At 68.5% G+C, this 13,549-nt stretch carries 1 protein-coding gene (running past one end of the window); it reads left to right on the forward strand.

The window, feature by feature from the left end; all coding sequences use genetic code 11:
• On the forward strand, positions 1 to 13,549 hold the 5' portion of the coding sequence (locus tag IEQ11_RS25895) for a non-ribosomal peptide synthase/polyketide synthase (protein WP_191820634.1). Its footprint extends 14,261 nt past the window's final position; only the first 13,549 of its 27,810 coding nucleotides appear in the window; it begins with the start codon at positions 1 to 3; the stop codon falls past the right edge of the window.

Raw genomic sequence — 13,549 nt, forward strand, 5'->3', positions numbered from 1 at the left:
ATGAACAAAGAAACGAATCACATTTTCCGTCCGCTCTCGACGCCGCAGTTGGAAATGTGGTTCGGTCAGGAGCTCGATCCGGCCAACTGGCTTTATCACAGCTGCGGCTATCTCGACATCGGCGGCCGCGTGAATATCGATAAGTTCGAACAGGCCTTGCGGCGCTTCGTCGCCGAAACCGACGCCCTGCGCCTGCGCTTTTGCGATGGCCCGGAAGGGCCGTTGCAGTATTTCGCGCAAACCCCCGCCCTGCCCTTCGAATTCGTGGACGTTTCCTCGCGCGAGCAGCCGTTCGAGGCCGCGCTGTCGGCGATGCACGCCGACATGCGGCGCGTGTTCGAACTGCGCTCGTCGCGACTGTTCAACTACGCGCTGTTCAAGCTCGGCGAAGATCGTTACCTGTGGTACAAGCGCTACCACCATATCGTCCTGGACGGCGCGGGCTCGACCCTGGACGTATCGCGCGTCGCGCAGATCTACACCGCGCTGTGCGCGGGCGTGGATATCCCGGCCAGCAACCTGGGCGCGATCGCCGCGCTGCTGGACGACGATCGCGATTACCGCGAATCCGCGCGCTACCAGCGCGACCTGGACTTCTGGCGCGACTATGCGCGCGATCTGCCCGAAACCACCGCGCTGAACGGCCGGCCGCTCAGCCGCGACGCGACCTTTCGCCGCCGCTCGGTACCGATATCGCCGGCGCTGAGCGCCGCACTGATGGCCGCGGAGACCGGCGAAAGCAAATGGCCGCAGTTGATGACCGCCGCGGTCGCGGCCTATCTGTACCGGGTCAGCGGCGGCAAGGTCGACACCTTCGATTTCCCGGTGGCCGCGCGCGCCAAGGATCTGCGCCATGTGCCGGGCACGACCGCCAACGCCTTGCCGCTGCGCCTGGGCGTGCTCGCGGGCGAATCGCTGAGCGGACTGGCCAAACGCAGCGGCCGCGAAATCCTGCGCGTGCTCAAGCACCAGTACTTCCGCGGCAAGGACATCCAGCACATGCGTCCGGCCGCGGCGAGCGCGTTCGGCCCGCGCATCAACATCATGCCGTTCGATTTCGAATACCTGCTCGACGGCCAGCCGGCGACCTTGTATTCGCTGTCCAACGGGCTGGTCCACGATTTCTCGGTGACTCTGCAGGGCCAGCCGGGCAAGGGCCGTTGCGCGCTGAACATCGACGCCAACCGCGAGTTGTACGACGAAGAGCAACTGGCCCGACACGCCAGCCGTCTGCTGCAATTCATCGAGCGAGCGCTGGCGGAGCCGTCGCGACCGCTGGCCGAAATCGAGCTGTTGGATGTCGAAGAGCGCCAGCAATTGCTGGGCGAATGGAACGACACCGCGCAGCCGATACCGACCGCGAACGTGGCCGAGCTGTTCGAACAGCAAGCAGCGCGCACACCCCAGGCGATCGCCGTCGTCTACGAAGATGAGCGGCTCAGCTACGCCGAGCTGAACACGCGCGCCAATCGTCTGGCCCGGTATCTGGTCGCGCATGGCGCCGGTCCGGAAAGCATCGTCGCCATCGCCTTGCCGCGTTCGGCCGAATTGGTCGTTGCCCTGCTCGCCGTGCTCAAGGCCGGCGCTGCCTACCTGCCGCTGGATACCGATTATCCCGCCGAACGTCTGGCGTTCATGCTCGACGATGCGCAGCCGATGCGGCTGATCACGCGCAGCGATATCGCGCTGCCGGCGACGACGGTGCCGCGCCTGGAACTCGACGACGCGGCGCTGCAGGCCGAGCTGCTCACCGAAGCGCAAGACGGGCAATGGCGCGGCAAGCTCGCGCCGCTGCATCCGGCCTATGTGATCTACACCTCCGGCTCCACCGGAAAACCCAAGGGCGCGCCGAACACCCACGAGGCGCTGGTCAACCGCCTGGCGTGGATGCAGCATGCCTACGCGTTGCAGGACGACGACGTCGTACTGCAGAAGACGCCTTTCAGCTTCGACGTGTCCGTGTGGGAGTTCTTCTGGCCGCTGCTGTACGGCGCGCGGTTGGTGATGGCGCGTCCCGGCGGACACCGCGATCCGGCGTATCTGGCCGAAGTGATCCAACAACAGAACGTCACCACCCTGCACTTCGTGCCGTCGATGCTCGAAGCGTTTCTGCACGATCCGGCCAGCGTCAGCTGCACCAGCCTGCGCCGCATCGTCTGCAGCGGCGAAGCCTTGTCCGGCGCGTTGCGCGAGCGCCTGCGCCTGACCCTCGACCGCCCGCTGCACAACCTCTACGGTCCGACCGAAGCGGCCATCGACGTCACCGCCTGGACCTGCTGCGACGAAACCGCCGGCAGCGCGGTGCCGATCGGCGCGCCGATCTGGAACACCCAGACTTACGTGCTCGATGCCGCGCTGCGGCCGGTACCGCAGGGCGTGCCGGGCGAGCTGTATCTCGCCGGCTCCGGTTTGGCGCGCGGCTACCATCGCCGCCCCGGCCTTACCGCCGAGCGTTTCATCGCCAATCCGTTCGCATCCGGTCAGCGCATGTACCGCACCGGCGATCTGGCGCGCTGGCGCGCCGACGGACAACTGGAATATCTCGGTCGCACCGATCATCAGGTCAAGATCCGTGGCCTGCGCATCGAACTGGGCGAGATCGAAGCAGCGCTCGCGCTGGCCGGCTTCGCCCAGAACGTGGTCGTAGCGCGCGAAGACGGCAACGGTCAGGCCCAGTTGGTGGCTTACGTGGTCGCGTCGACGATCGACGTCGCGTCACTTCGCGCGCAACTGGGCCAGCACCTGCCCGATTACATGGTCCCGGCCGCGTTCGTGGCGCTGGACGCGCTGCCGCTCAACGCCAACGGCAAGCTCGATCGCAAGGCGCTGCCCGCGCCGAGCTTCGCGTCGACCACGCGCCGCGCGCCGAGCACGCCGCAAGAGGCCGAGCTGGCCGCCTTGTTCGCGCAGGTGCTGGGCCTGGAAGACGCCGGCGTCGACGACAATTTCTTCGAACTTGGCGGACATTCGCTGTTGGCGCTGCGCCTGATTGCCGCCATCCGCGCCCGCATGCACGCCGACGTATCGATCCGCGACGTGTTCGAAGCGCGCACGCCTGCCGCGCTCGCGCCGAGACTGCGCGCGATGCACGCTCCGCGTCCGATGCTGCAGGCGCGGCCGCGGCCCGAGCGGCTTGAGCTGTCGCATGCCCAGCGCACGCTGTGGTTCATGCATCAGTTCGAAGGCCCCAGCGCGACCTACCATATTCCGCTGACCGCGCGTCTGCACGGTCCCTTGCAGGTCCCTGCCCTGCGCGCCGCGTTGAACGATCTGGTCCAGCGCCACGAAAGCCTGCGCACGATTTTCCCCGCCGCCGAGCACGCCTATCAGCAGGTGCTCGCCCAGGCCGAGCTAGAACTGTCGGTGATCGAAGTCGCCGAGGATCGCCTGCAGGCCGCGCTCGACGCCGAGGTGATGCGCCCGTTCGACCTGAGCGTCGAATTGCCGCTGCGCGCCTGCGTGTTCCGTATCGACGCCGAACAGCATGTGCTGCTGCTGTTGCTGCACCACATCGCCGGCGACGGCGCATCGCTGCTGCCGCTGACCGGCGATCTGTCCCTCGCCTACGCCGCGCGCCTGCAGCATCGCGCACCGGACTGGCAAGCGCTGCCGGTGCAATACGCCGATTACACCCAATGGCAACGCGAAGTGCTCGGCGATCCGGACGATCCGCACAGCCTGCACGCGCGCGACATGGCGTATTGGCGGCAAGCGCTGGCCGACCTGCCCGAGCAGCTGAGCCTGCCCTACGATCGTCCGCGCCCGCCGGAAATCAGCTATCGCGGCCAGCATCTGTACTGGAACCTCGACGCCGATCTGCACGCCCGTCTGCTGACGTTGGCCAAGCGCCACGACTGCACCTTGTTCATGGTGCTGCATGCCGCCTTGGCGGCCTTGCTGACCCGGCTGGGCGCGGGCACCGATATCCCGATCGGCAGCTCGGTCGCGGGCCGCGCCGATCCGGCGCTGGACGGGCTGATCGGCCTGTTCCTCAATTCGCTGGTATTGCGCGCCGATACCTCGGGCAATCCGCGCTTCGACGCCTTGCTGGCACGCGTGCGGCAAACCGATCTGGCCGCGTACGAGCACCAGGAACTGCCGTTCGGGCAAGTGGTCGATGCGCTGAGCCCGGAGCGCTCGCTGTCGCACCATCCCTTGTACCAGGTGATGCTGGTCCTGCAGAAAGCCGCGGGCCATTGCCTGCATTTGCCCGGACTGGATTACCGCGAACAGCTGTTCGACATGCCCACGGCCAAGTTCGATCTGAGCTTCGAGCTGGCCGAGCACGAACATGCCGACGGCAGTCCAGCCGGCCTGCGCGGCTTCGTGGAATACGCCACCGATCTGTTCGATGAGGCGACGGCGCAGTCGTTCGCGCAGCGTTTCGAACGCATGCTCAAGGCGGTCGTCGAGGACGCGAGCCAGACGATCGACGCGATCGAGCTGATGGACGCCAGCGAACGACGGCAGTTGCTGCAGGACTGGAACGCCACCGCGCAACCGATCGTCGCCGCCACCTTGCCGGCGATGTTCGAAGCGCAGGTCGCGCGCACGCCCGCGGCCGTGGCGGCGATCTGCGGATCGCAGCGGCTCGACTTCGAGCAACTCAACCGCCGTGCGAACCAGTTGGCGCATCTGCTGATCTCCGACGGCGCCGGTCCGGAATCGGTGGTGGCGATGGCCCTGCCGCCCTCGCTCGATCTGATCGTGGCCCTGCTAGCGGTGGTCAAGGCCGGCGCCGCGTATCTGCCGCTGGATCTGGGCAATCCGCCCGAGCGGCTTGCGGTGGTGCTCGACGATGCGCGCGCGGTGCGGGTAGTCACGCACGGCGAATTTTCCGGATTGTTCCCGGCCGCGGCGCCGTTGTGCCTGCTCGACGAGGCCGCGCTGCAAGAACGCCTGGCGCAGGGCCGCGACGACAACCCCGGCGATGCCGATCGCCTGCGTCCGTTGAATCTGCTGCATCCGGCGTATGTGATCTACACCTCCGGCTCCACCGGCAAGCCCAAGGGCGTGATGGTCTCGCACTATTCCGCCGCGCATTATTTCGCCTGGTCGCGCCACGCGTATTTCAATGCCGACGGCAACGGTTCGGCGACCACGCTTTCGGTCGCCTTCGACGGCAGCGTGACCGTGTTGTTCGGCCCCTTGCTGGCCGGACAGCCTTTGACTCTGACCGCGCTGGACGGCGATTTCTCCAGGCTCACCGCCGAACTGCCGGCGGGCGGTTACGAGGTGCTGAAACTCACCCCGGCGCATCTGAAGCTGCTCAATGCGGAACTCGAGAACGCCGGCCCGCGGGCGGCCGCGCCGGCGCGAGCGCTGATCCTCGGCGGCGAAGCGCTGATGCAGGCCGATCTGCTGTATTGGCACGAGCACCATCCGCAGGTGCGGCTGATCAACGAATACGGTCCGACCGAGGCCACGGTCGGCTGCTGCACCTTCGAAGCGGATCCGCTGGAGCGCGCGGACGGCGGCGTCGCCATCGGCCGTCCGATCTGGAACACGCAGTTGTACGTGCTCGACGCCAACCTGCGGCCGCAAGTCGTCGGCGCCGCCGGCGAGCTGTACATCGCGGGCGAAGGCCTGGCCCGCGGCTATCTGCATCGCCCGGCGCTGAGCGCCGAGCGCTTCGTCGCCAATCCTTTCGCGGCCGGCGAACGCATGTACCGGTCCGGCGATCTGGCGCGCTGGCGCGCCGATGGCCAGCTCGAATACCTCGGCCGCATCGATCAGCAGGTGAAGATCCGCGGCTATCGCATCGAGCTGGGCGAAATCGAAGCGGCCCTGGCGCAACTCGGCTTCGCCAACAGCGCCGTGATCGTGCGCGAAGACCATGCCGGGCAGAAGCAACTGGTGGCCTATCTGGTCGCCGACGCGATCGACAGCGCCCGTCTGCAACGGCAACTGGCCGCGCGTCTGCCCGCCTACATGCTGCCGGCCGCGTTCGTGGCGCTGGCTGAGTTGCCGTTGACCGGCAACGGCAAGCTGGACCGCAAGGCGCTGCCGGCGCCGGATTTCCATCACGGCCACACGCGCGGGCCGCGCAACGTGCACGAAGCGCTGCTGTGCGAATTGTTCGCGCAGGTGCTGAATCTCGACGAGGTCGGCATCGACGACAGCTTCTTCGAACTCGGCGGCGACAGCATCAGCGCGATCCGCCTGATCGCCGGCGCGCGCAAGCGCGGTCTGCCGTTGGCGCCGCGCGATCTGTTCAAGCATCCGAAAATCGAAGCGCTCGCGGCCGCCGTCGCCGCGCAGGAGCTCGCTGCGCAGAATGAGCCCGCGCCGGCGCCGGTCAACGACGAGGCGATCGGCGATCTGCCCTTGCTGCCGATCATGCAGGCCTTCGTCGAGCAAGGCGGCCCGCTTGTCGGGCTGCATCAATCGCAACGGGTGAACCTGCCTGCCGGCATGACCCAGCCGGCGATGCTCGCCGCCTTGCAGGCCCTGCTCGACCGCCACGACGCGCTGCGTCTGCGCCTGATTTCGCGCGATGGCGAGCATTACGCATCGATCGCCTCCGCCGGCGCCGTCGACGCGGCGGCGTGCCTGACCCGTGTGGAGCTGACCGGCGCCGATGGCGAGCGCCGTTTCGAACAGGCCGCGGCCGACGCGCTGGCGCGCCTGGATCCCAATCAAGGCCGCCTCGTGCAGGCGATCTGGGGCGACCGCGGCGCGGATCGGCCCGGCCGCCTGTGCTTGATCGTCCATCACCTGGCCGTCGACGGCGTGTCCTGGCGCATTCTGCTGCCCGATCTCGAACAGGCCTGGCAGGCGGCGGCGAAGGGACAGCCGCCCGCGCTCGATCCGGTGGGCACTTCGCTGCGACGTTGGGCCGGGCTGTTGCGAGACGACGCAGGCGCGGCGCGCCGACACGACGAACTGGCGCTGTGGCGCGGCGTGGCGGCGACGCCCGATCCCGTGCTGGGGACGCGGCCGCTCGATCCGGCTCGCGACACGGTCGCGACGCGGCGCGAGCTGCGCCTGCGGCTCGCCGGCGACAGCGTCACCCGCCTGTTGAGCGAAGTGCCGGCCGCGTTCCGCGCCACCGTCAACGATGTGCTGCTGACCGCGTTCACCCTCGCGGTCGCCGCGTGGCGCCGGCAGCGCGACGCGGACGCCGGGCTGGCGGTGCGCTTCGAAGTGGAAGGCCACGGCCGCGAGGACGTGTTCGACGACGTCGATCTGTCGCGTACGGTGGGCTGGTTCACCAGTGTGTATCCGGTCGCGCTCGATCCGGGCGCGATCGATCTCGATCGGGCTCTCAACGGCGACGAGGATCTAGGCCGCGCGCTACGGCGGATCAAGGAACAACTGCGCGCGATTCCCGACCACGGCCTGGGTTACGGGCTGCTGCGTCATCTGGCCGCCGACGCCGAGCTCGCCGCCGCGCCCGCGGCGCAGTTGGCGTTCAACTATCTCGGCCGTTTCGCCGTATCCGCGGACGGCGATCAGCAACAGTTCGGCGGCGGCGACGACCCGCGCCGCCCGTTGAGCCATGCCATCACCCTCGACAGCATCGTCTACGACCGCGGCGGCGAAGCGGAACTGGTGGCGGCGTGGTCGTATGCCGCAGACCTGTTCGAAGCCGACGAGATCGGCGCGCTCGCGCAGACCTGGTTCGACTGCCTGCAGGCGCTGATCGCGCATTCGGCGCGGCCCGACGCGGCCGCTCTCACGCCGTCGGACCTGTCGCTGCTGACGCTGGATCAAGACACCATCGCGCACCTGGAAGCGGCGCGTCCGCTGGCCGACATCCTGCCGCTGGCGCCTTTGCAGCAGGGCATGCTGTTCCATGCGCTGTACGACCAGGACGCGGCGGACGCCTATCTGGTGCAGATGCTGTTCGCGCTGCACGGCCCGCTGGATGCGACCGCGCTGGAACGCGCCGCGCGCGAGGTGCTGTCGCGGTATCCGCATCTGGACGCGGCCTTCGTCCAGATCGATGCGCAACCGCCGCTGCAATTGCTGCCGCGCCAGCCGGCCTTGTGTTGGCAACGCTGCGATCTGAGCGCCCTGCCCGCGGCCGAACGCGAGCAGGCGCTGCACGCGTACCTGCGCGAAGACCTCGAACGCCCGGTCGACCCGGCGCGGGCGCAGCTGCTGCGCTTCAGCCTGGTGCGCTTGAGCGAGCACGAACATCGTCTGGTGTTCACCCATCACCACATCCTGCTCGACGGCTGGTCGGTGCCGGTGTTGCTGCAGGAGTTGTTCAACCTGTATCACTCGCGCGGCCAGGCTTCGTCGCTGCCCGCGGTCGCGCCCTACGGCGACTATCTGCGCTGGATCGCCGCGCAGGATCGGCCGGCCGCGCTCGCCGCGTGGCGCGAAGCCTTGCAGGGCTTCGCTCAGCCCTGTCTGATGGCGCCGCAGGCCAGCGCGCAGCCGGTCATGCCGCGCACGCGCCGCCGCGATTTCTCGCGCGAACTCACCGCGAAGCTGGAAGCGCAGGCGCGCCGCCGCGGCCTGACCCTCAACACTTTGTTGCAAGGCGCCTGGGCCTTGTTGCTGGCGCAAGCCACCGGCCATCAGGACGTCTGCTTCGGCATCACCGTGTCCGGGCGCCCGGCGGAACTGGCCGGCATGGAACGCATGGTCGGTTTGTTCGTCAACACCCTGCCGTTACGGCTGCGCGTCGACAACGCGCAGACCCTGGGCGAACTGCTCGACGGCCTGCAGGACAGCCAGTCGCGCCTGCTCGGCGCGCATCACCTGGGTTTGACCGATCTGCTGGGCGAGTTGGGCCATCAGGCCTTGTTCGACACCTTGCTGGTGTTCGAGAACTATCAGCTCGACGCCCAGGACCGGCGCTTCCTCGATGACGAGGCCGGTTCCCTGCGCGTGCGTCTGGACGAAGGCGGCCGCGGCGGCGACATGTCGCATTATCCGCTTGGTCTGTTGCTGGTGCCGGCCGAACGCCTGCACCTGCGCATCAGCTATCGCCCCGACCTGTTCGATGAAGCGCAGATCGAACGCATCGAGCAGTGCTACGAGCGCATCCTGGAGGCCTTCGCCGGCGATCTGGAGCGGCGCGTGGGCCGGCTGGATCTGCTCGATACCGAGGCGCGTCAACAAGTGCTCGGCGAATGGAACGACACCGCGCAGCCCGTTGCGACCGCGACCATCCCAGAGTTGTTCGAACTGCAAGCGGCGCGTACCCCGCAGGCGCTCGCCGTCGTCGGCGAAGATGCCCAGCTGAGCTACGCCGAACTCAATACCCGCGCCAATCGCCTGGCGCGGCGCCTGATCGCGCATGGCGCCGGTCCGGAAAGCATCGTCGCCATCGCCTTGCCGCGTTCGGCCGAACTGGTCGTCGCCCTGCTCGCCGTGCTCAAGGCTGGCGCCGCCTACCTGCCGCTGGATACCGATTACCCGGCCGACCGTCTGGCCTTCATGCTCGACGACGCCCAGCCCGTGCTGTTGATGACACGCAGCGATATCGCGCTGCCGGCGACGACGGTGCCGCGTTGGCAACTGGATGATGTGGAACTGCAAGCCCGCTTGCGCGGCGAGACGGGCGAAGAGGCGCACGACGGGCAATGGCGCGGCAAGCTCGCGCCGCTGCATCCGGCCTATGTGATCTACACCTCCGGCTCCACCGGTAAACCCAAGGGCGCGCCGAACACCCACGAGGCGCTGGTCAACCGCCTGACCTGGATGCAGCACGCCTACGAACTGCAGGACGACGACGTCGTACTGCAGAAGACGCCCTTCAGCTTCGACGTGTCGGTGTGGGAATTCTTCTGGCCGCTGCTGTACGGCGCGCGGTTGGTGATGGCGCGGCCCGGAGGTCACCGCGATCCGGCGTATCTGGCCGAAGTGATCCAACAACAGAGCGTCACGACTCTGCACTTCGTGCCGTCGATGCTGGAAGCGTTCCTGCACGATCCGGCCAGCGCGAGCTGCACCAGCCTGCGCCGCATCGTCTGCAGCGGCGAAGCCTTGTCCGGCGCGTTGCGCGAGCGTTTGCGCCTGACCCTCGACCGCCCGCTGCACAATCTGTACGGCCCGACCGAAGCGGCGATCGACGTTACCGCCTGGACTTGCCGCGACGAAACCGCCGGCAGCGCGGTGCCGATCGGCGCGCCGATCTGGAACACCCAGACATACGTACTCGATGCCGCGCTGCGGCCGGTGCCGCAGGGCGTGCCGGGCGAACTGTACCTTGCCGGCACTGGCTTGGCGCGCGGCTACCATCGCCGCCCCGGCCTCACCGCCGAGCGTTTTATCGCCAATCCGTTCGTCGCGGGCCAGCGCATGTATCGCACCGGCGATCTGGCGCGCTGGCGCGCCGATGGCCAGTTGGAATATCTCGGTCGCACCGATCATCAGGTCAAGATCCGCGGCCTGCGCATCGAATTGGGCGAGATTGAAGCCGCGCTCGCCGTGGCGGGTTTCGCCCAGAACGTGGTCGTGGCGCGCGCGGATGGCAATGGCCCGCAGCAATTGGTTGCCTACGTGGTCGCGCCGCAGATCGACACCGCGCAACTGCGCGCGCAACTCGGCCAGCACCTGCCCGATTACATGGTCCCGGCCGCGTTCGTGGCGCTGGACGCACTGCCGCTCAACGCCAACGGCAAACTCGACCGCAATGCTCTGCCCGCCCCGGTCCTGACCGCTGGCGCGCTGCGTGCGCCGCGCAACCCGCGCGAGGAGCTGCTGTGCCAGCTGTTCGCGCAATTGCTGGGCCGTGAACAGGTCGGCATCGACGACGATTTCTTCGAACTCGGCGGACATTCGCTGCTGGCGGTCCGTTTGACCGGCATGCTGCGCTCGCGCCTGAAACTGGAACTGCCGATCCGCACCGTGTTCGAAGCGCCGACCGTGGCGCAGCTGGCGCCGCGGCTGGATCCGAACAGCGCGCCGCGTCCGCCGCTGCGGCCGCAACCGCGGCCGGTGAACCTGCCGCTGTCGTACGCGCAGCAACGCCTGTGGTTCCTGCACAAGCTCGAAGGCGCCAGTTCCACCTACAACGTCACCGTCGCGCTGCGTCTGCGCGGCGAACTCGACATCGCCGCGCTGCGCGCCGCGCTCAACGATCTGGCCGCGCGCCACGAAAGCCTGCGCACGATCTTCCCCGACAGCGAACAGCCGCTGCAGCAGATCCTGCCGCCGCAGCGCGCCGACGTGCCGCTGTCGCTGCACGCCAGCGACAACGCGCGCCTGGCTGACGACCTGCTGCGCGCCGCCGGTCACGCCTTCGAGCTGAGCCGCGAGTTGCCGCTGCGCGCAGACCTGTTCGCGGTCGATGCGGGCGAGCACGTGTTGCTGTTGCTGCTGCATCACATCGTCGCCGATGCGGTTTCGATGCGGCCGCTGGTCCAGGACCTCGCCCAGGCCTATGCCGCGCGCCGCGCCGGACACGCGCCGGCGTGGGCGCCGCTGCCGTTGCACTATGCCGATTACAGCCTGTGGCAACGTCAGTTGCTCGGCGATGTCCAGGATCCGCACAGCCGCGGCGCGCATCAGTTGGACTACTGGAAACGCCACCTGGCCGAACTGCCGGAACAGATGAGCCTGCCCACCGACCGGCCGCGTCCGGCGAAGGTGAGCTATCGCGGCGGCAGCGTCAGCTTCAAGCTGCCGGCCGAATTGCATCAGCGGTTGCTGGAACGCGCCGGCGCCCATCAGGCCAGCTTGTTCATGCTGCTGCAGGCCGCCGTGGCGGCGCTGCTCAGCCGACTCGGCGCGGGCGACGACATCGTGCTCGGCAGTCCCATCGTCGGGCGCGGCGAGGAAGGCCTCGACGGGCTGATCGGCGTGTTTCTCAACACCCTGGTGCTGCGCACCGACACCTCGGGCGATCCGAGTTTCGAGGCCTTGCTGGCGCGCGTGCGCGAGACCGATCTGGGCGCCTACGAACATCAGGATCTGCCGTTCGAGCAATTGGTCGATGCGATCAAGCCGGCGCGCTCGCTGTCGCATCACCCGCTGTTCCAGGTGCTGCTGGCCTTGCAGACCCAGGACGCCGAGTTGCCGGCCTGGGACGGACTTGAGGTCCGCGCGCAGCCGCTGCAGTTGCGCAACGCCAAGTTCGATCTGAGCTTCGACTGGATCGAGCACCGCCACGGCGACGGTCGCGCCGCCGGCCTGTTCGGCCGGCTGGAATACGCCAGCGACCTGTTCGACGCCGCCACCGTCGAGCGGCTGGCCGAACGTGTGCAGCGCGTGCTCGACGCGGTCGCGGCCGATCCGCGCCGGCGCCTGAGCGAATTGCCGATCCTGACCGACGCCGAGCGCGGTCGTCTGCTCGGCGACTGGAGCCATGGCCCGGACGTCGCCGCGGCCGAGTTGCTGCCGCGGCGCTTCGAACGACAGGCCGCGGCCACGCCGCGGGCGATCGCGCTGACGCATGCGCAGGGTCAGCTCGATTACGCCACGCTCAACGCCGCCGCCAACCAACTCGCGCACGTGCTCATGGCGCGCGGCATCGGCGCGGGCGATCGCGTGGCGATCGCGTTGCCGCGCTCGGCCGATCTGCTGATCGCCCTGCTCGCCGCGCTCAAGAGCGGCGCTGCCTATGTGCCGGTGGACCCGGATTATCCGGCCGAGCGCGTCGCCTACATGCTCGAGGATGCCAAGCCGGCGGTGTTGATCACGAATGCTGCCGCAGCCGTTGCCGTGGCCATCGAAGACACCGAAGCCGTGCTTGTGCTCGACGACGCGCAAACGCGCGCGGCGATCGAACTCGCGCCCTCGCACAACCCCGCGTTCGCGGCGCCCGATGCGCGCTGCGCGGCCTACACCATCTACACCTCCGGCTCGACCGGCCGCCCCAAGGGCGTGACCGTCGAGCAGCACGCGCTGGCCAATTTCCTGCGTTCGATGGCGCGCAGCCCGGGCATGGCCGCGGGCGAACGCCTGCTCGCGCTGACCCCGATCTCGTTCGACATCGCCGGCCTGGAGCTGTACCTGCCGCTGTGGGTGGGCGGCTGCGTGCATCTGCTCGACCGCGACACCGCCAGCGACGCGGAACGGCTTGTCGCGCAGATCGAGCAGGTTTCGCCGCAACTGATCCAGGCCACGCCCGCGACCTGGCAGATGCTGCGCAATCACGGTTGGCGTCCGAACCCGTCGATGCGCCTGCTGTGCGGCGGCGAAGCCTTGCCGCCGGATCTCGCCGACTATCTTAGCGCCGACGCCGGCGCGCTGTGGAACATGTACGGCCCCACCGAAACCACGGTGTGGTCGCTGCTGGACCAGGTCGAAACCGGCGCGCCGGTCAGCATCGGCCGTCCGCTCGACAACACCCGCGTCTACGTGCTCGATGCGTATCTGCAACCGGTGCCCGCGGGCGTGGCCGGCGAGTTGTACATCGCCGGCGACGGCCTGGCGCGCGGCTACCACGAACGCGCCGCGCTGACCGCGGAGCGCTTCGTCGCCAACCCGTTCGAACCCGGCGCACGCATGTACCGCACCGGCGATCTGGCGCGCTTCCGCGCCGACGGCCGCCTGGATTGCCTGGGCCGGGTCGACAACCAAGTCAAACTGCGCGGCTTCCGCATCGAGCTCGGCGAAATCGAAGCCGTGCTCGCACAGGCCGGCT

It is taken from the genome of Lysobacter capsici, assembly GCF_014779555.2.
GTDB lineage: Bacteria > Pseudomonadota > Gammaproteobacteria > Xanthomonadales > Xanthomonadaceae > Lysobacter > Lysobacter capsici.